Annotated in this window: 15 protein-coding genes; 5 read left to right on the plus strand and 10 right to left on the minus strand. The window is 69.6% G+C overall.

The features are described from left to right. Positions 1-12 precede the first annotated feature (12 nt). From ACFQ4H_RS08370 to fxlA, 3 genes are all read right to left on the minus strand, one after another. Positions 13-1,170, minus strand: a complete 1,158-nt coding sequence (locus ACFQ4H_RS08370; protein ID WP_377568907.1) for a lanthionine synthetase C family protein — start codon at positions 1,168-1,170, stop codon at positions 13-15. Continuing rightward, positions 1,167-4,175, minus strand: coding sequence for a lantibiotic dehydratase (locus ACFQ4H_RS08375; protein WP_377568910.1), 3,009 nt, complete (start codon positions 4,173-4,175; stop codon positions 1,167-1,169). The genes ACFQ4H_RS08370 and ACFQ4H_RS08375 overlap by 4 nt, the downstream gene beginning before the upstream one ends. Positions 4,176-4,249: 74 nt before the next feature. Next, positions 4,250-4,411 (minus strand): FxLD family lanthipeptide, encoded by a 162-nt coding sequence (gene fxlA / locus ACFQ4H_RS08380; RefSeq protein WP_377568912.1) that lies wholly within the window; start codon positions 4,409-4,411, stop codon positions 4,250-4,252. A gap of 441 nt (positions 4,412-4,852) precedes the next feature. On the opposite strand from fxlA, the gene ACFQ4H_RS08385 reads away from it, so the two are divergent. Further along, a complete protein-coding gene (locus ACFQ4H_RS08385) occupies positions 4,853-6,199 on the plus strand; it encodes a hypothetical protein (RefSeq protein ID WP_377568915.1) in 1,347 nt (448 codons plus the stop codon). On the opposite strand, the gene ACFQ4H_RS08390 is transcribed toward ACFQ4H_RS08385, so the two are convergent. Continuing rightward, entirely contained in the window at positions 6,172-6,426 is a 255-nt protein-coding gene (locus ACFQ4H_RS08390; protein ID WP_377568917.1) for a hypothetical protein, read from the minus strand. The genes ACFQ4H_RS08385 and ACFQ4H_RS08390 overlap by 28 nt on opposite strands. Positions 6,427-6,710: 284 nt before the next feature. On the opposite strand from ACFQ4H_RS08390, the gene ACFQ4H_RS08395 reads away from it, so the two are divergent. Continuing rightward, positions 6,711-7,562, plus strand: coding sequence for an alpha/beta hydrolase (locus ACFQ4H_RS08395; protein ID WP_377568920.1), 852 nt, complete (start codon positions 6,711-6,713; stop codon positions 7,560-7,562). Here the strand turns inward: ACFQ4H_RS08395 and ACFQ4H_RS08400 are convergent. From ACFQ4H_RS08400 to ACFQ4H_RS08420, 5 genes are all read right to left on the minus strand, one after another. Then, positions 7,449-8,660, minus strand: coding sequence for an alanine racemase (locus ACFQ4H_RS08400; protein WP_377568922.1), 1,212 nt, complete (start codon positions 8,658-8,660; stop codon positions 7,449-7,451). The two genes, ACFQ4H_RS08395 and ACFQ4H_RS08400, sit on opposite strands and share 114 nt — an antisense overlap. Further along, entirely contained in the window at positions 8,657-10,225 is a 1,569-nt protein-coding gene (locus tag ACFQ4H_RS08405; RefSeq protein WP_377568925.1) for an IucA/IucC family protein, read from the minus strand. The genes ACFQ4H_RS08400 and ACFQ4H_RS08405 overlap by 4 nt, the downstream gene beginning before the upstream one ends. Beyond that, complete coding sequence (locus ACFQ4H_RS08410) at positions 10,222-11,904, minus strand: IucA/IucC family protein (RefSeq protein ID WP_377568927.1); 1,683 nt, start codon at positions 11,902-11,904, stop codon at positions 10,222-10,224. Before ACFQ4H_RS08410 ends, ACFQ4H_RS08405 begins: the two co-directional genes overlap by 4 nt. Further along, complete coding sequence (locus tag ACFQ4H_RS08415; protein ID WP_377568930.1) at positions 11,905-13,092, minus strand: ATP-grasp domain-containing protein; 1,188 nt, start codon at positions 13,090-13,092, stop codon at positions 11,905-11,907. 106 nt (positions 13,093-13,198) lie between these two features. Continuing rightward, a complete protein-coding gene (locus tag ACFQ4H_RS08420) occupies positions 13,199-14,578 on the minus strand; it encodes an ABC transporter permease (protein WP_377568932.1) in 1,380 nt (459 codons plus the stop codon). A 144-nt stretch (positions 14,579-14,722) separates the two neighbouring features. Here ACFQ4H_RS08420 and ACFQ4H_RS08425 point away from each other — a divergent pair, with 144 nt between their 5' ends. Continuing rightward, positions 14,723-16,801: a hypothetical protein gene (locus ACFQ4H_RS08425; protein ID WP_377568933.1), complete on the plus strand. Its 2,079-nt coding sequence runs from the start codon at positions 14,723-14,725 to the stop codon at positions 16,799-16,801. Between the two features lie 62 nt (positions 16,802-16,863). Here the strand turns inward: ACFQ4H_RS08425 and ACFQ4H_RS08430 are convergent, their stop codons facing one another. Beyond that, positions 16,864-17,064 (minus strand): hypothetical protein, encoded by a 201-nt coding sequence (locus ACFQ4H_RS08430; protein WP_377568936.1) that lies wholly within the window; start codon positions 17,062-17,064, stop codon positions 16,864-16,866. Between the two features lie 31 nt (positions 17,065-17,095). Between ACFQ4H_RS08430 and ACFQ4H_RS08435 the strand changes: the two genes are divergently transcribed. Continuing rightward, entirely contained in the window at positions 17,096-17,575 is a 480-nt protein-coding gene (locus ACFQ4H_RS08435; RefSeq protein WP_377569022.1) for a hypothetical protein, read from the plus strand. Between the two features lie 82 nt (positions 17,576-17,657). Beyond that, a complete protein-coding gene (locus ACFQ4H_RS08440) occupies positions 17,658-20,816 on the plus strand; it encodes a non-ribosomal peptide synthetase (RefSeq protein WP_377568938.1) in 3,159 nt (1,052 codons plus the stop codon). Positions 20,817-20,818 lie beyond the last annotated feature (2 nt).

Consider the following 20,818-nt stretch of genomic DNA (forward strand, 5'->3'; position numbering starts at 1 on the left):
CGGTCTTGGGTGTCAGCTCAGGAGCAGGCAGGTGTCCCATTGGGGTGTCGCTGGCGAGGTGGCCGCTGTGGCGGCTAAGGCCAGGTCAACACCTGTCGCGCCCTCTAGCAAACCATCCCCCGATGCCTTGTGGTGGTGTGCATATGCCCGAGTTTGCTCCCGTAGGTAGGAAACCCGGTCGGCTAGCCCCATGTCGTTGATGCTGTCCTCCGCGATGCGCGAAGCCGTCACCGTGAGCCCGGCCCAACCGTGGCACAGTGTGGGATTGTCCAGCTGGTCAACCTGTCGCGGGTCGGTGAGACAGGCCGCGAACGCCCGCTCAGCGTGCTGCTGCCGCCGGGTGTCTCCGAGCGCGATACCGGCGAGCTGTTGAGCGCGGGCCAACCCCGGGGTGCCGTAACACCAGGACGGCCGTGGTGGGGTTTCCCGACGAACAGTGTGGGTGGGCCATTCGGACCGTGAAATCATCTCCGGCCACCAGATGGAGGGGGTGCTGCCGCAGCGCCACCGGTCCAACCAGGTGCAGATCCGATCAATGCTCGCAGCCTGTCCGCTCACGGTGACGCCGCGTCTCATCGCCAACGACAATAGCGACAGCGGGCCGGCGATGCCGTGAGCCATGCCTAGGTTGCAGTGGCCCCCGGGCCACTGGGGCGAGGGCCGGTCGGCTGGCCCATGGTGGGACCACCAGCCGGGCAAGGTTCCGCCGCCAACCACCAGCGGTTGCGTCAGCCGCACCAGATAGACCAGAACCTCACGCAGCAAGTCGTCGTGGCGGCGATGCAACAGATACGCGCCGATACCGGTCAGGCCGCTAATCAGATCGAACTCTCCGAGCGTGGGGAGCTGCTGCCAGTCGATGCGGTCGTGGGCTCGCGCCAGGCGCTGCTGGGTAGCTGTGGCGATGTGTCCGTCGAGGGCATCCAGCGTGCCGGCCCAGGCGGGCTGCTCGGCGCAGTGCAGGACGAACGCGACGGCAGGTGCCCCGAGGTACAAGCTGCTGTTGTCGGCGTGCGCGTCGATGGAGTGCCCGGTCATGGCGGCGGCCCATCGTTGCGCCGTGCTCCACGAGCCGGTGCCGGCGCGGGCGGCGTGGATGTGTAGCAGGGCGATTCCGGGCGCACCGGTCGCCAGGCATTGGTTCCAGTCGGGCGGATGTGTCCCGGTCACCGGTCGGCCTCGACCTGTTGCCGGGCCTGGTGGGAGAGGGCCAGTTGGCGGGCGAGGCGTCGACACACGGCCTCCCCGTCCGGGTCGACCCCGGTGGCCCGGTTGTGATGCATGTGAAGCAGCGACTCCAACACCGGATCGATGCTGCGATCGGGCAGGTGCCGCCGGTAGGTGGCCAGGGCGGCGGCGCGGGCCTGGCGGGCAACGGCAACATCGGGCGGCCACGCGGTCGAGTCACGTTGGACCAGGGCGATGGCCTCCTCGAACACCGCCCGGTCTGCAACCGGCGCGACCGGTGCCGGCTGGTCTATCAGCCAGCGGAGTGCGTCGTCGTCGCCAAGCAGCCCACGGGCGATATCCAGCATGTTCGCCGCGCACAGTGCGGTGGGGGACACGGCGGCGGGCGGCAGGTGCCGTAGGCCGACGGCAGCCACCCGGGAGTCGGCCACGAACACCTCCTCGGCGGCGAGCATGGCTGGCCCGTGCCCGTAGCGGCCGACCTCGGGGTGGTAGGTGTCGATGGCCAAATCCCCTGCCGTGCCGGTGGCTCGTAGTCGTTGTGCCCAGTCACCGACCGCAGAAATGCAGGTGGCGTAGTGGTCGGGGCTGGTGGTGCGGATGCGTAGCCGCAGGTGGTCGGTTTCGGTCAGGCTCCGGTACCGGATGAACCAATGGGGCGTGTCGTGTCCGATTGCCGTGAGCAGCTCGGGCAAGTGACCGACGATGATCGCATCGAGGCGGTTCGGGTGGGCGTGGAGCCGCACGTTGAGCCACCTGCTCGGAGCTGCTCCGGGAAGCTGCCCGTGGCTGCCGTTGGTGAGGCGGGGCAGGGGGCCGGTAAGGGGGTTGGGTGCGGGCGGCCCGCTCCGGACGAGGGGAAGAACCAGTTCGTGCACGTGGCCGCCGATCCATCCGAGGTCACCTTCGGGGACAGCGTCAACGAACAGGGCCTCGCTGCGCCGTCTGAGGTGCGCGCGGAGGACCGCCACATGAGCAGGCTCCGTGAACGTCAGCCGCAGACTCATGCTGCGGTCGTTATCGCGTAACTCCACCGTCTCGGGGCAGCTCCAACGGTGCCGCCACCGGTCCAGGGCCTGACGCCACTGGTCGTCGTCGGCAGCCTCGGGGGGCAGGTCAATAGCCGAGAGCCGCCAGCTGGCCGGGGAGATGATGGTGCGGCCGTACCGTACTCGCGGCAGGAACGGCAGACGCCGGGCGGCAGATCCCCAGTCGAATTCGTGCCAGCCAGGGGACGAACCCCGGGCGAGATGGGCGAGGAACCTCGCCAGGGGCGGGGGCTGCTTTTCCAGCGCGAGCCCGGTGAACACCTGCGGTTCGACTACTTGCTGGCGGGACGTGCTGACCAAATGCAGGCGGTTCCTGGTGGCGGTGACGGCCAGGTCGTCGATGTTGATGGTGTGCGCGTCGCGGTGCCGGTGCTCGCCGAGCGTCAGCACATGGGGCAGGTGCGCCGGTACGCGGCTCACGTTCTGTGCGTGCGGGTAGATCGGCGGGAAGGACATCTGGGCCAATAGCGCCCCGTCAATGATGGTGGGCACAGTCCGAAAGACGCGGGTCAGGCTGTCGTCGCCGACCAGATGGGTGAATCGGCCGGTCAGCGTGCCAACGGCACGGGCAGGCGAGATTGTGAGGGTGTAATCGCCTTGTTCCAGGTCGGCGCGACTAGCGGCGTGGATCCGGGTAGCGACCTCCACATGCGGGGGTATGTGCCGCTCGTCGAACGGGCTGTCGCCGGTCAACGCGCGGATCGTATCCGCCGTCAAGACGATCTCCTGCTGGTTGTCGGCGAGCGCCTGCCACGCCAGCCGCAGTAGCTGCTCATCGCGGTCCATCACTGTTTCGGCAGACACCGCAAACACGCTCTCTGGGTAGCTGGCCGGATACCCAAGACCAGCAGCGGTGTCGACGACCTCAGTAACCGGCACGAGGGTGCCGGTGCCGTACCGAGCGACGAACGCCGCGAAGTAGCGCAGCCACGCCGGTTCGCCTGTAGGGCGACGAGTCAGGCGCAGCAGTACGCTCGCCGCCTCTGCTACCTCCTGGCCGACGTGTCGAGGTACGCGTATCGCGCAGTCGAGGCGCAGATCCTCCGCGAGAGGGGTGCGGCCCGCCGGCGACAGCGCCCTCATACGTGGCGCGAGTGCCTGAGCCTGTCCGCTGCTGAGGTCGCGGTGAATGGTCTCGACGTCGTTCACCAGCGGCGCGAGGGCCGGAATGCTGCTGGCGTGGGTGTCTCGGAGCCGGTCGACGAGGTGACCGAGAGGATCAGGATCGGTCATTGTCGCGCGCAGACAGGTGATCAGGAATCCCTGCTGCACGAGGCTTGCGACCATGGCGTGCGCCGCTGCTCGCCCACCGCCGGGGAAGTCCTGGTTGAGCTTGTCGACCAGGACGTCAACGCGGATCGCCGACGACGTTGCGGCCTGCACAGTTTGCACTGCTGCCGTGTGTCGGATCGACACCCGGGTCGGGCCTTTTGGCAGTTCGAGCCGGTCGCCACGCCGCTCCGCGAGGTCGCTGCACGTCACGTCGAGGCGGGCGAGCAGTTCGGGGTCGACCTCGAACCGGTCGATAAGGTCGGCTACCCACGACGCGTCGGCACGGGCCACAACACGGTGGCCAGTACTCCACCGGACTCTGGCCGTGGAGCCCAGCGACGCGGAGGCGACTCCGGCGAACCGTCCGAAGGGTGTTGACCGGCCGGTGGCGCGCATCGCGTATCGGATGGTGGAAAGGGTGGCACGGCGGATCTGCTTGGGGCGAAGCGAACCGTGGGTGCGGATGTCATCGATGGCGTCCGCAAGGTCGGGACTGGCTTGGCGCACGGCGTCGGCGAACCCAGTCGGGCTGCCCCAGATGTGGTCTAGCCAGTTCCGGCTGTCCTGCATGTCATCGGGGTTGGGCCACCAACCAGGGATGTCGGATATAGACATAGCCGCTGCTCGGAGCAGGCCGACCTCGCGGTGACGGTACAGCGGAGCCATCCAGTCCTCCCAGGCTTTCCCGGTGCGCGGGGCCGGCGTGATGCTCCGGCCCCGCGCCATTAGGTTCGGTTAGATCACGCGCCGCTGACGCACGACGACGCACATGTTGCGGCGCACCCGTCGTCGGTGGCGCACGCCCGACCCGGGGTCGCGATGCCCTCGACGGGCGTGACGACGATGTCGAGGCCGAACACGTCCGCGTCGGACTCCAACAGTTCGATCGGAGGCATGATCATCGTTCCTTTCCTTGGGTTGAAGGTGTGCGAGCAAGCGGGGCACCCTTTTGGGTCCTCGTCATTCCGTCGGCCTAGACGCTGCCCTTGCCGCTACAGAAGTCGCATCCGACCCCCTTGCAGGCGGGGCATTGACTGCGAATGGCCGACGTCAGTTCGAGAGTGCCGGCTTCCGGCACGAGGGCGAGGGTGCCAGAAGCCGGCACGAGAGGTAGCTCCATTGACATGCTGATCTCCGACTTGAGGATGGGCCTTCTAATCAGCTCCGGCCGACTAGCTTGCCCTCATGCTCGCGTCCAGCAGCCCCGGCGGGGACGTGCGTGACCGTCACAGCCAGTGTCACCACCTGTGGAGGGTGCAATCCCCGTGTGCGCTTCCGCGCGGTGCTTCGATGCCCGGCCTCCAGCGCGTATTCTCACTGGCGCGGGCAGCCAAGGGAGTCGAATGGGCGGCTACAAGAACCACGCGTTGGCGGAGCTGATAGCCGAATCTGGTCGTACGCGTGCGGCGATTGCCCGGCAGGTCGTACACATGGGCCAAACCGAGCACGGCGTCCGGTTCTGCTACGACTACAGGTCAATCGGCCGATGGCTACAAGGGGCTGTGCCCGAACCGCCAGCTCCCGACGTGCTCGCCATGGTGTTCAGGAGACTGCTGAACCGGCAGATCACCGTCCAGGATCTCGGATTCGATCACGGTGACATGACCCAACGCAGCCTCATCTTCCCGACCAGCCCCGCCATCAGCGTCGATGCGGCTACCGAGCTATGGAGAGCCACCGTGGAGCGACGCCGATTCTTGCAGGGCAGCACATTCGCCTCAATTTTTGCGGTCGAAGCGGCAATAGACTGGCGCGACCTGCCCGACAGTGCACCGTTGACGAAGACTGGCGGCACACTACAAGTCACCACCGCCGACGTTGCCCGTCTACACCAGGCATACGGCGAGTTCGCCCGGCTTGACCACCTGCACGGCGGCGGGTACGCGCTCAACTGGCTACAGCAATATCTCGACGCCGAGGTGACCCCGCTACTGCGTGGCCGCTACACCGATCCTGTCGGCCGTGACCTGTTCCAGGCAGCTGCCACCCTGACGGACATGGCCGGCTGGATGGCGATGGACGCCGGCTCCCAGGGCCTGGCGCAACGCAACTACACCCAAGCGGCAGCGCTGGCCCGGCACGCCGGAGACACCGCCTACAGCGCCTACACCATCGGCAACCTCGCCACCCAGGCCCTGCTGGTTGGGCAAGCCCGCACCGCAGTGCGGCTCGCCCGCACAGCCCGGAACGGTGGAGGACGCGCCGTCACCGCAACCCTTGCCGCCAGGATCCTCACCACGGAAGCCCGCGCCCACGCCCTCGGCGGCGACAAGCACGAAACCTACCGGGCGTTACGGTTGGCCGATCAAGCGATGGCGCAAGCCAACCCGTCCGACGATCCCAACTGGCTGGGAACGTTCAGCCCAGCCCATTACGCGGGATCGGTGATGCACGCCCTGCGTGACCTTGGTGATTACGGTGCGGCCGAGCGCCATGCTGTAGCCGCGATGAACCTGCCCTCCGCGAACATTCGCACCCGCGCGCTACACGCTGTGCTGCACGCCTCCGTCCTGACGGGGCACGGTGATTTGGATGGTGCCGTTGAGATCGCGGCCAAGGCGAGACGAGCTGCTCACGACCTAAAATCCCAGCGACTCAACCTCCGGCTCAGAGAGCTTCATGACAGGTTGGCTGCACATCGTGGCCAGCGTGTCGTTGCCGACTATCTTGAGGGTTCGAACACGCTGTAGCCGGGATGGGTCCCGACGTCCTCCTCGAGGGCGGCACCAATCAGCCGTACCTGCTCGACTCTGTCCAGAACGGTCGGCCAGGTTTCGGGACGTTGGAAGTCACCCTCGACGACGTCGACGCCGGCTCGTGGTGCGAGCGCCTGCGGCTGGCGGGTCACGGCCCGCACCAACAGGTCCACCACGTGACGGCCGGTGTTCCCGGACGCGCCGGTCACTAGGATTGTCATGTTGCTCCTTTCCGGATCCCTGGATGGCGCAATAGACCGCCGCCGTACCGGTTCGCGGCGGCGGTCATCAGGGACGATAGGTGGATTTCCACGCGCTCGCACGTAGCACATGTGTACGAACGACACCGCGTGCCGCGTCCGGCGTACCCGGGACTTCGCACTGCCGTCGGCCGCTACCCGCTGTTCGTGGGCCGCACCGGGCATAGGTTCGATCCGACCGGGAAGGGAGCGCAGGTGGGGTCGTGTCGCTGAACAACCCGCCTGACGATCACCGGGGAGAAGTTATGAGCAGCTCAGCCGCGAGTTCGGCAGCTCCGGACACCATCGTCCTGATCCACGGCCTGTGGCTGACTCCCCGCAGCTGGGAACACTGGATCGACCGCTACATGCGGGCCGGCTACCGGGTCCTCGCCCCCGCCTGGCCCGGCATGGAGGGCGAGGTGGAGGAGCTGCGCCGCGATCCCTCCCCGATCGCCCGCCTCGACATCTCCCAGGTGGTCGACCACTACGAGCAGATCATCTACGACCTGGAGCAGCCCCCGATCATCATGGGTCATTCGTTCGGCGGGACGTTCGTGCAACTGCTGCTGGACCGGGGCCTCGGCAGTGCCGGGGTGGCCATCGACGCCGCGCCGGTCAAGGGCGTGCTGCGGATGCCCCCGTCCACCCTCAAGGCGACCTTTCCCGTACTCCACAACCCGGCCAACCGGCGTCGGGCGATACCCCTCACCCCGGAACAGTTCCACTACACGTTCACCAACACCATGACCCCGGAGGAGTCACAGGAGGCGTACGACCGCTACCACGTACCGGGCGCCGGACACATCGTCTTCGAGGCGGCGGTGACCAACCTCAACCCGTTCACCGCCGACCGGGTGAACTTCACCCGGGAGGATCGCGCTCCGCTGCTGCTGATCGCCAGTGGCGACGACCACCTCGTCCCGCCGAACATGACCAAGGAGGACGCCGGCCACTACCAGCAGTCGAAGGCGATCACCGCCTACGTCGAGTTTCCCGACCGCTCACATTTCACCATCGGCCAGAACGGCTGGGAACAGGTCGCCGACTTCGCCCTCGACTGGGCGGTCAACCCCGAATCCGTCCACGCCCTGCCGGACGGTCGCCGGCCCGGATGAGGTCCGGAACACCGGTGGGTCGTGCATCAGGAAGTCGTGGTGGCTGATGTTCCAGGCGTACGCGCCCGCCATGGCGAACACGATGGTGTCCCCCACCGCTATCCGCCCGGGCTGGTCCGATCGGGACAGCACGTCCTTCGGGGTGCAGAGCTGACCGACCACGGTCACCGGGCCACCGTCGGTCGCCGGTGGCTGCCGGTCCGCTCCGGACCGGGGATGTACGGTGAACGGCTGGGCGTGCCCCTTGGCCGCCGGGGTACGCAGGTGATGGGTGCCGCCGGCCACCACCACGAACCACTCGCCGTGTGACCGCTTGACGTCGATCACCTCGGTCACGTACGAGCCGCAGTAGACGGTCACCGCCCGGCCCGGCTCGACCCGTAACACCACCTCCGGGTACGCGTCGAGGACGCCGGCCAGCGCAGTCCCGTATCCGACCCAGTCGAATCGGGCATCGGGATCGGAGTAGTCCACCGCCATCCCACCGCCCACGTTGACCTCGGTGACCCCGAGCCGCGTCACCGCCCAGTCGACGACCTGCCGGGCCACCTCGGCGGCGACCGGCGCGGCCAGGCCACTGGCCAGGTGCGCGTGCATCCCGCGGATGCGTACCCCGGGCAGGGCCGCCCGGACGCAGGCCAGTGCCTCGTCCGGAGCCATCCCGAACGGGCTGGGTCCGCCGCCCATCACCAGGCTCGCGCCGGGCACCGCCACCGGCAGGTTCACCCGCAGCATCACCTCGGCCCGGCGGTCGGCGGCACTGGCCAACCGGTCGAGCCGGTGCAGCTCCGTGATCGACTCGACGTGGAACCGGCGTACCCCTGCAGCCAGCCCGGCGGACAGATCCGCGACCGTCTTGCCCGGTCCGCCGAAGGCAGCCGCCCGGTGCCCGGGCAGTACGGCGGCCAGATGGCGCAGTTCGCCGCGACTGGCGACCTCGAACCCGTCCACCAGCGGGGCGAGGGTACGCAGGATCGCCGGATCCGGGTTGGCCTTCATCGCGTACAGCAGCTCGACCCGGTCCGGTAGCGCGGCCCGGATGGCCGTGGCGTGCCCGGTCAGCGCGGCCAGGTCGTAGACGTAGACGGGACGGGTCATCGGGCAGCCCTCCACAACGGGTTGGGCACCGGCACGTATCCGGCCTGCCGGTCGGCGGCCCGGTGCCAACGGACCAGGAGATTGGCCTTGGCGACCAGCGGCTCGCCGGTCAGCAGGGGACGCAGCGCCGGCGGATCGCCGAGTTGGGCGGAGGTTCCGGCGATGATGTCCCGCAACGTGGCCCAGAGCGTCGGTTCGATCCCCGGCCGGGCGTCGGCCAACGCGCCGGCGAGGCTGGCCAGATGGTTGACCAGCAGACAGTAGGCGATCCGCCGATAGGCGCGCTGGGCGTCGTAGGCGATCGACCTCGGCAGCCCGGCCGGCCAGTCGCCGATCCGTTCGACGTCCAGCTTGACCCCCTCCAGGTCCCGCAGCAGCATCCGGACCGGCTGTCGTGCCGCGTCCAGCACCACCACCACGTTCTGCGGATGCGCCTCGTGCACGATGCCGTGCTCCACCCACAACCGCAGCACCGCTGGAACGAGCAGCCCGGTGTAGGCCCGCCACCAACCGACCGGATCGGGTACGGCCAGCGGCCCGGTGGCCAGCGCCGCCGCCAGCAGCGGTGTCTCACCGGGCCGCAGGTGTGGCCGCAGCCCGGTACGCAGGATCGTGCCGTACGCCTCGTCCGGACCGGGCAGGTCGACCGTGCGGTAGGCCGGCTCGGCCAGCAGCGCCACCCCCGCCGGCAGGGGAACGTCGGCCAGCAGCCGGGTCAGGGCGACCGCCCCGGTCAACTCGTACCGGGCGTTCTTGCGTAGGCAGTTCGTGATCCGTACGTGCAGGCTGGCCTTGACGAACAGGTCGGCCGTCGGGGCGTACAGGGTCCGTACGCTGGCCGTCGGCCGCAGCGGGACACCGGCCGGGCCGAGATCACGCAGCCGAGCGTCGAGCGGCCCGGTCAGCGCCAACTGCCACGGGTGCACCGGCAACGCCACGTGCCCGGCCGGCGTGGCCGGTGGGTCCAACGCCGCGATCAGCTCGTCGAACGGCCCGTCCTCGGCGACCAGTTCCCGAGGCACCCCGATCCAGTGCAGTCGTACCGCCACCCGCAGTTCCGGGGCGTACGCCTCCCAGGCGGCCGGATCACCGCTGCGCCACTTCGGGGCGGGGTGGTGCGGGTGGCCATAGAGCAGGGACTGCTCGGAGTCCACGTACGCGTCGATGGCCGGATCGCCGACCGGCGTCGGATCCTGGTCCGGTCGGCCGTCGAGCAGCCCACGCACCGCGTCCCGGCTGGCCACCACCTGCCCGACGAACTCGTCGTTGCCGATCCCGGTACGCCGGTCGAGTTCGGCGGCGATCAGCTCGGCGAGTTCGGGCACCTCGACCGGGGTCCACCGCCGGTCGGCCAACTGCCGGACCGGCCCGGTGTAGCGGTGCGCCCCAACCGGCGACACCCGGTCGACGGCGCAGCTCAACAACACCCCGGTACGGGGCAGCCAGGCCAGCATCTCGTCGGCGTCGACGGTGGCGGTACCGTCCGGTCCGGCGACCTCACGGACGAGGCAGCCGAAGAGAGCGTGTGCCGAGGCAAGGTCGGCGGCGGAGACAGCGACGGTCATACGGTGACTCGCAGATAGTTCGGTCCGGTACGCCGGTAGCACTTGTTGATGTCGGTGCAGCCGAGGCGCTGCTTCGGCAGCAGGGTGCCGGCGGTGAGCATCGCCTTGACCGGCAAGCGGTCGGTGGCCAGCAGTCGTTCGGTCAGCAGTTCGGCGGCCGGGCCGCCACCCCACCGGCTCTGGTCACCACCCGGTCGGTCCCGGCCACCAGCCCACCGGCCCTGGTCACCACCCCACCGGTCCCGGGCGGCGACCAGCCGGGGCCGTAGCGCGGCGGCGGGGGACGGAACGTCGACGCCCTCCCCGGCGAGGGCCAGCAGCGGCGCTGCCGCCGCCAGGTGCAACGTGATCGTGGTGAACACGTCGGCCAACTCCCCCGGGTCGTGCACCAGCATCCGCCGGTCGCGTACGGGCAGCGTCGAGTGCCGCAGGTCGAGCCGGGCACCGTCGTTGTCCTTGTAGAGCAGCCGAAGCCGACCGCCGGGGCCGACGACCAGGTGCAGGTTCTGCGGATGGGCCTCCAGGGCGATGCCGTGGCGCAGCCACAGGTGTACGTGCCAGTCGAGCAGCAGGTCCAGGTAGGACTCGACGAGTGGAACCGGATCACCGCCGGTCACCCGCTCGGCCACCGTCACCCCGGTCTCGTCACGGGCGGCCAGCGCCGCCACCGGGATCACCACCGTGTCCGCCAGGTCGGGTGGATAGCCCCGGAGCAGGAACGCCCGCAGTTCGTCGCCGTCGTGGTGGCCGTACCGGCTCTCGTCGGTGTGCAGCACGCGGCCGTGGAACGCCGGTTCGGCGGCGGCGATCCGATCCAGCAGCCCGGCCATGATCGCGCCGTCGGCCAGGGTGTCGGGCTTGAGCGTCCGCCGGTTGCGCACACCCAACGTCGCGGTGGGCAGCGGCAGCTTCAGGTGCGTGTACGGGTCGTCCGCCAGCGCCACTGTCCGCATCGACAGGGTGGGACGCACCTCGACGGCCGGCCGGTCGATCACCGGCAGGCCAGCCTGTTCGGCGGTGAGCGGATGCACCGGCAGCAGCACGGTGTCCGGGTCGTCCGGCACCGGCCACCAGGGGGGCAACCGTTCGGGTAGCCGGGTCCCGGACCGGGGTGTCGGCAGCCAGCGCAGCTGGAAGGTGGGGGCGTGCTCCGGCGCGTACGCCCGCAGTTGCCCGGCGTCGAGTCCGTGCCGGCACCGGTCGGTGGGGTAGACCGGGTGGCCGGCATACGCGGCGACCACCTCGTCCAGCAGTGCCCCGGGCATGCCGGTCGGGTCGATGGCCCGGCGGGCGGCGATCGAGGCGTACACCCGTGGTCGTGCCTGCTCGGCCAGCCGGCGGGCCAGCAGGTCGGCCCGGCACTCGTCGACCAGGTCCGCCCAGCCGGCCTCGGCTTCCGGGTCCTCCTGCGGGGCCAGCAGGGCCAGCAACGATTCGAGCCGATCCACCTGGTAGGGCTGCCCACTGTCCGGGTGCAGGTAAACCACCGGTCGTACGACGCGGACGGTGTGCTGGAAGCCGTCCGGGCGGATCGGTATCCGCAGCAGCCCGGCCGGGATCCGCACCTGCCACCAGCCGTCCCCGGCGGGTTCGCCGACACTGTCCAGGCCGAGGTGGTCCTCCCGCAGCAGCGCGTCGAGCACCCGGACGAAGACCTGTCCCTCAAGCACGTCGGTCACTTAGCTGATCTCCCAGCGCAGGTCGGCCCGGAAGGCGTTCAGGGTGTCGCGGACGGCGGCCGGGCCGGGACCGATGGCGTGCAGGACCGCCAGGTAGTCGCGGTTCGTACCGGTCCGGTGGATGCTGCTGCCGGGTCGACTCAACGGGCGACAGTGCAGTCGTACCCCGTCCCGGTGGTCGTCGACCGCGCCGGGGGCGGCGACGAGTGTCCCGGACCGGTCCGCGCAGACGTACTCGACGAGGGCATGCCGGGGCACGGAGCCCGGATCGGGTACGGCCAGCGCGGTCAGCGGCTCGCCGAGGTGCAGCCGGATGACGTACTCGAAGATCGGGATGTCCAGCAGTTCCGCCAGGATCAGGTCCATCCGGTCCCCGATCAGCCGGTAGTTCACCTCGATCAGTCGCACCCGGCCGTCGTCCTGGACGACGTACTCGGTGTGGCTGGCACCGAACGAGACACCGAGCGCGTCCAGTTGTGCCCGTACCTGCTCGGCGGCCGGGTCGGCGGCTGGCGGTGCCCACTCCAACGTCTGCTCGGTGAAGGTTGGCGGTGGCCCGAGCCCGGTCCGCCACCCGCCGACCGGGACGATGTTCGTGCTGTCGCCCAGGGTGTCATAGGTGCGTAGCTCGCCGGCCAGGTACTCCTCGACCACCAGCGCCGGGTCCGGTCGACGGCGGCGGATCTCGGTGATCCGGGCAACCAGTTCGTCGGCGTCACCGACCAGGTAGGCGTCCTCGCTGGCGACCCCGGCACGGGGCTTGACCACCACCGGGTAGGGCAGTCGTGACGCGGTACGGCCGGGATCGTCACCCGGCCCGATGATGACGCTGAGTACGGTGTCCAGTCCGGCGGCGGCCACCGTCTGCCGGGTCAGTGCCTTGTCCTTGCACCGCCGGGCGGCCTCGGGGTCCTTGCCGGGCAGTCCAATGCAGTGTGCCGCCAGTGCGGTGACGGCCTGGAGGTGGTCGCTGTTGGACAGCAACGCGGCGGGTCGTTCGCCTGCGGTGGTCGCCGCCACGACGGCCGCCGGGTCCCGCACCGCACAGCGTTGCACCGGTACGTGTGGCGGCCAGTTCTCCGGCTGGTCGGTGAGTACGGTGACCGGCAGCCCGAGTCGGCTGGCGGCCGGCAGGAAGCCGTCGAGGACGGCGTCGGTGGGGTTGAGCGCGGTCAGGTACAGCCGCACAGTGGACCCTCCGATCACGACATGACGCGCCTGTTAGGCCAGGCTAGCCTAAGGAAAAGGAAGGTTCGGGCGCGACCCGCCAACGGGTTGCCAGAGCAGCGGGAACTCAGTCGCGGGTGTCGCGGTCCCCACCCGGGTCGCGGTCCCCACCCGAGTCACGGCCCCTACCCGAGTCACGGCCCCTACCCGAGTCGCGGTCCCCACCCGAGTCACGGCCCCTACCCGAGTCACGGCCCCCGCGCGGCGGCAGGTCGGCGACGGCATCGGACATCGACCGGCCGTAGTTGGTCAGGGCGTCCCCGGCCAACTCGTCCTCGTCCTGGGTCGCCTCGGCCGCAGCCGTACCCTGCACCCCGTAGCGGGCCAGCACCCGCTCCCGGTCGGCGATCGTGTGCTCGCGGTTGGCGGTCTGCGCGTCGGCCATCATGGTGGTCCGGCCGGCGAGGATCCGCCGCACCTCGCGACGCTGGTGCCACGGTTTACCCACCGCCATCAGCAGCAGCCCCACGACCACGTAGCCCGCCATCAGCAGCAACGCCCGGGAGTACGGCTCCCCCACCCCGTACAGCGTGCGCTTGATCATCTCCGTCATGCCGAAGCCCACCACGAAGGGCTGGAGCGTCTGGAAGAAGGCGGGCAGCATCCAGGTCGGGTACGCCGCACCGGACGCCGGCACGGACAGGAACACGAAGATCAGGATCGCCGGCAGCGCGATGAACCGCCCGACGAAGTAGCTCAGCCCGTTGACCGTAAGACCGATCGCGACGATCCAGCCGATGGCGATCAGCACCAACTGCCAGAAGTGCCCCCTGACCGCGCCGATCAGCGGCCCAGCGAGGATGTTCGCCAACAGCGAGGCGACGACCGCGCCCCCGACGATGACCGCGACCCGGGTACGTTGCCGCAGCGGCGCGCCCAGCATCCCGATGAACATGGCGACCATGTACCCGCCGATGCACCAGGCCAGCATCAGGTACATCGTGGTCATGCCGAACGAGTCGTGCGGCGGCAACGGGGCGAGGTCGGTGACGGTCAGGTGTTGTCGCCGCGCCGCGTAGGCCGGCGTCACGATGGTGGAGGCGAGGTTCGCCGCCTGGAACTGGTGGGCGCTGGCGACGTACAGCGTCGTATCCGGGCCGGTCGGGTCGACCAGTGCACCGATGACCGTACCGTCGCGGACCGCATCCCGGGCGGCGGTCACGCTGTCGTACGGCCGGTAGTCGACGGTCTGACCGGTCACCTGCCGCAGGGCGGACAGGATCGGGGCGTCCGCCGGGGCCACCACCCCGATCGGGACCTCCCGGGGCACCGGCGAGTGGAATGCCGCGATGTAGCAGAGGCAGAACAGGATGATGAACACTGCGGGCAACCACAGTTGCAGGCCGACGAGCTGCATGGCGGGCGGCATCCGGCTGTACAGCCGCCGGTAGGCGCCGGTCAACCGCCGCAGTCCGGTGGCCGTCGGGGCCTGCCGCTGACCGGTCATGACCGACCGGTCCGTTCTCCACGAAGCCGCGTCACGGGGCCGATGACCACCCTGGCAATTTATCCAACCCTGCACCTTTTAGCGTTGTATCGTCCGATCCAGTGCTTTTAGAGCTATTTCACGGCTGAAGCAGCGGGAGGCGGCATGCGGCGCATCGACATGGGACATAGGCGGATCCAGGCAGCCGGTGCACTGTCCCTGCTCGGGCTCACCGCCGTACTGACCGGCGCGACGGCAGCAACAGCCAGCGTGCCACCACCGACCGCGGACACCTCCGTGGTTACGGTGAAGGTCGGTGCCGACCGCACGGGTACACAGAACAGCGACGTCTCCCCGCTGCCCGGTGTCCAACTCGGCCTGTTCGCCACCGCCGACGCCGCCACACCGATCAACGGCACCTGGGCGCTGTGTACCTCCGACGCGGACGGGGACTGCAACTTCGTCGTCCCCGCCACCGGGGTCGAGGGTGCGAACCGGAACCTGCAACCGTTCGTCAAGCAGATCGCCGTACCGGCCGGCTGGTTCATGAACCCGGCGCTACGGACCGGCCCCGGCAGCGGTTCCGGCTCGCAGGCCACGCCGTACCAGTTCCAGACCCCGCCGCTACAGGGTGGCAACACGTACTCCTCCACCAGCGACTTCATGTTCAGTACGGACAACGTGCTGCGCAGTTCCTCCATCGGCATCTGGCAGCAGTCCCGGGTCAACCCGACGTTGGACGGCAACTGTGGCCTGGACGTGGCGTTGCTGCTGGACCTCTCCGCCTCGGTCGGCAGCAACCTGCCCAACCTCAAGGCAGCGGCCGACACCTTCGCCGACTCGCTGGTGGGCACCCCGTCCCGGATGGCCGTCTTCTCCTTCTCCGCCACCTCGCCCAGTGCCGGGGCGGACGCCAACCACCCCGACCTGGTCTCGGTGTCGACCCAGTCCGGAGCGGACACGTTCAAGGCCCAGTACGCCAACTGGCAGATCGCCCCCGGCACCAACTGGGACCAGGGACTCTTCCAGGTGGCCCAGGCGCAACCCCACTACGAGGTGCTGGTCGTCCTCACCGACGGGAACCCGACCCGCTACGGCGCCAACCCGCTCCAGGGTGACGGTTCGAACACCCACTTCCGGGACGTCGAAACCGGTATCTTCTCGGCCAACGCCGTCAAGGCCGAGGGCACCCGGGTGCTGGCCGTCGGGGTGGGAGCCGGCGTCACCGGCATCACGGCGCTCAACCTGGCCGCCATCTCCGGTCCCGTCGCCTTCGACGGCAGCAACACCGCCACCGCCGACTACTACCAGACGAGCGACTACGCACAGGCCGGGGAGGCGTTGCGCGAACTCGCCCTGACCCGGTGCACCGGCGGCGTCTCCGTCGTCAAGCAGATCGTCCCGGCGACCAACACCGGTGAGGACGTCACCGGCGCCACCCCGGCCGGCCCGGGTTGGGAGTTCACCGCCACCACGACGACCCCCGGCATCGGCGGACTACCCGACAGCCAGCCGACGACCTCGGACGGCACCGGTTCGGTCGCGTTCGAACTGGAGTACCCCGCCGGGACCCCGACTGCGGAGGTGACCGTCACCGAGACCCAGCAGACCGGTCACACCCTGGTCACCCCGGGCGGCAACAACGCGGTCTGCGTCAACCTCGAGAACGGCGCACCGGTGGCCGTCACCAACACCGGCGATGCCGGTAGCCCCGGCTTCACCATCGACGTGGCCAGCACCGCAGCGGTCAGCTGCACCGTCTACAACCGACCACTGCCGGCCGCCACCATCACCGTACAGAAGCGGTGGATCATCGACGGCACCACGTACGAGAACGGCAACCAGCCCGACGGCTTCACCGCCCGACTGACCCTCACCGGTCCCGGCTCCGCCGGTCCGATGCAGCAGGAGTTCGGCAGCCCCCGCTCCGGCTACGTGATCGGATCCAGCACCACCATCGACGAGTCGACCACCCTGCGGAACCCGAACTGCCGGATCGACAGCAGGCGCATCACCGGGCGCGACGGCGAGCCGGTCGACCTGCCGGTGCCGCACACCGCCACGCTGACCCAGCCGAGCACGAGCTACACCATCACCAACCGGGTGACCTGCACGGGCCTGCCGGTCACCGGCAGTTCCACGACCTCGGTCGCCACGGTGGGTGGCATCCTGCTGGCCACCGGTGCCGGCCTCGTCACGGTCGCCGCACTCTGGCGTCGCCGTCCGGTTCGGCCACTCCGCTGACCCGACCCGGCCGGTAGCCCGACGTACGACTCCCGGTGGGCCGGTGCGCCCACCGGGAGCGGTCAGGTACTACGTGGCGGAACCCCGAGTACGGCACACGCCTGCCGGTACATCCGCACCACCTCGTCGATCAGCTCGCCCCGGGTCGGCTCGTCGATCGGCATCTGGTCGAGCCGGTCCCGGTAGGCGTTCTTGTAGTCGCGCGGGTCTTCGGGTCCCAACGGACCGACGACCGGCCGCGACCACTTCGTATACAACCTCACACCGGGCAGCCAGATCACCGACTACGTCGGCATCAGCAACCGCAGCGACCGCCCGCAGGCCTTCACCGTGTGCGGCACCGACGGCTTCACCACCAGCGATGGCGCGTTCGCCCTCCTGCCGGCCAGCCAACTGGCCACCGACATCGGCACCTGGGTCCACTTCGACCAACGCAGCTACACCGTGCCCGCCGGCAAACGCCTGGACATCCCGTTCCGTCTCTCGGTGCCGACCAACGCCACCCCGGGGGACCATGCCGGTGGCGTGATCACCTCCATCCCGCAGGTACAGGTCGCCGCCAACGGCCAGCAGGTCAACGTCGACCGGATCGCCGCCCGGATCTACCTGCGGGTGGCCGGCCCGACGCAACCCACGGTCGCGGTGGAGACGATGCAGGTCAGCTACGACAATCCGGTCAACCCGATGGCCGGCGGCAGAAGCGTCCTAAGTGGACATAGTCGGAGATCGTCCAGTGATCCAGGGTCGGTCAGGCATTTATATATGGAGGTTTAACTGAAGGTCGACGGTGGATGTACGGCTAGCATCACCACCGACCGAGGCCGCCGGCACCGGTGGTCCACCATGGGGAGGAAAAGTGGTGCAGGGATCCGGCGAGTACACCTTCCCTGCTTCCTCCGCCCAGGAGTGGATCTGGCTGGCCAGCCAGATCGGCACCGACGCCGCCGCCTACAACCTGCGCGGAAGGTCCCACCTCCCCCCGACGGTCGACGCCGACATCGTCCGCTCCGCCCTCACCGAACTGGTTCGACGGCACGAGCCGCTGCGCACCACACTGCGGGTGCAGGACGGAACGCTGACCCAGGTCGTGCACTCCGAGGTACCTATCGAGCTGCGCCACCTGGACCTGTCCGACCTCTCCGAGGAGGAACGGCACCAGCGGCTCACCGAGGCCGAGCGGGTCGACCTCGCCGAGCCGTTCCAACTCGACCAGGCTCCCCTGTGGCGGGCCCGGTTCGTCCGCTGGTCGGAGGACCGGGCCCTGGTCAGGATCGCCATCCATCACACGATCTTCGACGGCAACTCGCAGCCGATATTCGACACCGAGCTGCGCGAGCTGTGCCAGGCTGCCATCGAGGGCCGGCCGCCCCGCCTGACCCCGCTCGACATCCAGTACGCCGACTACGCCGCCTGGCAACAGCAGAAGATCAAGGATGGCGGTCTCGACGCGGACCTGGCCTACTGGCAGAAGCAGCTGTCCGACCCACCACCGGTGCACGGGCTGCCCACCGACCGCCCCCGGACCACGGATCCGCAGCGCCCCGGGGCCGAGATCGTGTTCCCGGTGCCCGAGCAGCTGCGTACGGCGCTCGGCCTGTGGCAGGGAGCGAGTCCCGCGATGGTGCTGCTGGCCGCCTACGCGACCCTGCTGCACCGGCTCAGCGGCGACCGGACGCTGCTGATCGGACTCCCGGTCGGGGGGCGTGACCGGCCGGAACTCACACCGCTGATCGGAATGTTCGTCAACACCCTGGTCCTCAAGGTCGACCTGACCGGCGATCCGACCTTCGGCCAGCTCGTCGACCGGGTCCGCGACACCATGCTGGCGGCCTGGGAACACCAGGAACTCCCCCTCCCCCGGCTGGTCGAGGCACTGGCACCACCCCGGACCCCCGGTGTCCAGCCGCTCTACCAACTCGGCTTCAACTACCTCGGCAAGGTGGGTGGCCTCAGCACCAGCAACGGGGTGGCCCACGAGGAGCTGCTGCTGGAGCTGCTCGAGACCGAGGGACGGCTGGAATACCGCCGCGACCTGTTCGACGCCCGTACCGCCGAACGCATCGTCCAGCGTTACCTGCATCTGCTGGAGACCGCACTGGCCAGCCCGGACACCCGGCTGTCGGCGCTGCCCGTCATGGCCGGAGCGGAACGACAGCTGGTCGTGACGGACTGGGCCACCGGCCCGACCGGGCAGGACGGCCCCGGCATCGTCGAACTGTTCCGCCGTCAGGCCGTCGGTCGACCCGACGCGGTCGCCATCCGCGACGGCGGCACCTCGATCAGCTACGCCGAACTCGACCGACGCACCGATCTGCTGGCACAGCGGCTGCGTACGCTCGGTGCCGGGCCGGAGCACCTCGTCGGCATCGCCCTGCCGCGCTCCGCCGAGGTGGTGGTCGCGATGCTGGCGGTCCTCAAGTCGGGCGCGGCGTACGTCCCGCTGGACCCCGCCCAACCACCGCAGCGGCTGGCCTACCTGATGGCCGACGCCGGAACGTCAGTGGTGGTCACCACGGCAGCCCTGCGGGAGACCCTGCCGCCCGGTGACTACACCGTCGTCCACGCGGACAGCACCGACGACGTGCAGAACCCCGATGGGCAGTCGATCGCCACGCACCCGCACCCGCACGCCCTGGCCTACGTCATCCACACCTCCGGCTCGACCGGCCAGCCCAAGGGGGCGATGGTCGAGCACCGGGCCCTCGCCGCCCACGCCACCTGGTTCGTCGACCAGATCGGCGTCACCGCCGCAGACCGGCTCCTGGTCCTCACCTCCCCCAACTTCGACGTCTTCGGGCAGGAGGTCTACCCGGGCCTGGTCGCCGGAGCGACCCTGGTGATCGCCCCGCCGGACGGAGCGCTGAACCCGACCCAGCTGTTCGAGACGGCACGTCAGGAGGAGGTCACCCTCCTGTCCTGCGTACCGACCGTGCTCCGGCACCTGGTGTCCCACCCCGGCCTGGACACCTGCCGGCACGTCCGCAACGTGACGTGCATCGGCGAGCAGCTCACCGGGGACCTCGCCGCCGCCCTGCACGCCATCCTGCCGGTGCCGCTGCACAACCTGTACGGACCGACCGAGGCCACCATCGCGGTCTCCTCGCACCCGGTCGCGCCGGACACCAGGGTCACCGGCCCGATCCCACTCGGTGGCCCGATGGTCGGTGCCCGGTTCTACGTACTCGACGACGACGGTGCACCGACCCCGGTCGGCGTACCCGGGCATCTCCACATCGGCGGTGTCCCGCTCGGCCGGGGCTATCTGCGTCGACCGGCACAGACGGCGGCGGCGTTCGTCCCGGACCCGTTCGGCCCACCCGGTTCCCGGCTCTACCGCACCGGGGACCGGTGCCGCTGGCGACCGGACGAAACACTGGAGTTCCTGGAACGACTCGACCGGCAGGTGAAGGTCAACGGCGTACGGGTGGAACTCGGCGAGATCGAGGCGGCCCTGCACGCCCAACCGGGCGTACGCGAGGCGGCCGTCGTGGTCCACGCCGACCGGCAGGGTGACAAACGCCTGGTGGCGTACGTCGTCGGTGCCGACGACGACCCGGCCGAACCGACCGACCTGCGGCTGGCCCTGCGCTCGGTCCTGCCGGCCGCCGTGATCCCGGCCGCCATCATCGGGGTCGAGGCACTGCCGATGCTGCCCAGCGGCAAGCTGGACACCGCCGCCCTGCCCACCCCGACCGAGCAGACCCCGCCGGCCGCCGCCACGACGGCCAGTACCACCGCCGAGGAACTGGTCGCCGACGTCTGGGCCGAGGTACTCGACGTCGAGACGGTCGACGTACACACCAGCTTCTTCGACCTCGGCGGGCACTCCCTGCTGGCCGGTCGGGTGATGGCCCGGCTGGCCGACACGGTCGACCTGGACCTGCCGATCCACCTGCTGTTCGCCCATCCCACGGTGGCCGAACTCGCCACCGAGGTCGAACGGCTGCTGATCGCCCGACTGGACCAGCTTTCCGAGGACGAGGCCGCCGAGCTACTCGCCACGCAGGAGAGGTAACC

This window comes from Micromonospora sonneratiae, assembly GCF_042679305.1.
GTDB lineage: Bacteria > Actinomycetota > Actinomycetes > Mycobacteriales > Micromonosporaceae > Micromonospora_H > Micromonospora_H sonneratiae.

What these genes read in the sequence shown, in the direction of transcription:
- ACFQ4H_RS08375 (WP_377568910.1), bottom strand. Translation starts at nt 4,175, where the DNA reads ATGGCTCCGCTGTACCGTCACCGCGAGGTCGGCCTGCTCCGAGCAGCG.
- fxlA (WP_377568912.1), bottom strand. Translation starts at nt 4,411, where the DNA reads ATGATCATGCCTCCGATCGAACTGTTGGAGTCCGACGCGGACGTGTTC.
- ACFQ4H_RS08385 (WP_377568915.1), top strand. Translation starts at nt 4,853, where the DNA reads ATGGGCGGCTACAAGAACCACGCGTTGGCGGAGCTGATAGCCGAATCT.
- ACFQ4H_RS08390 (WP_377568917.1), bottom strand. Translation starts at nt 6,426, where the DNA reads ATGACAATCCTAGTGACCGGCGCGTCCGGGAACACCGGCCGTCACGTG.
- ACFQ4H_RS08395 (WP_377568920.1), top strand. Translation starts at nt 6,711, where the DNA reads ATGAGCAGCTCAGCCGCGAGTTCGGCAGCTCCGGACACCATCGTCCTG.
- ACFQ4H_RS08400 (WP_377568922.1), bottom strand. Translation starts at nt 8,660, where the DNA reads ATGACCCGTCCCGTCTACGTCTACGACCTGGCCGCGCTGACCGGGCAC.
- ACFQ4H_RS08405 (WP_377568925.1), bottom strand. Translation starts at nt 10,225, where the DNA reads ATGACCGTCGCTGTCTCCGCCGCCGACCTTGCCTCGGCACACGCTCTC.
- ACFQ4H_RS08420 (WP_377568932.1), bottom strand. Translation starts at nt 14,578, where the DNA reads ATGACCGGTCAGCGGCAGGCCCCGACGGCCACCGGACTGCGGCGGTTG.
- ACFQ4H_RS08425 (WP_377568933.1), top strand. Translation starts at nt 14,723, where the DNA reads ATGCGGCGCATCGACATGGGACATAGGCGGATCCAGGCAGCCGGTGCA.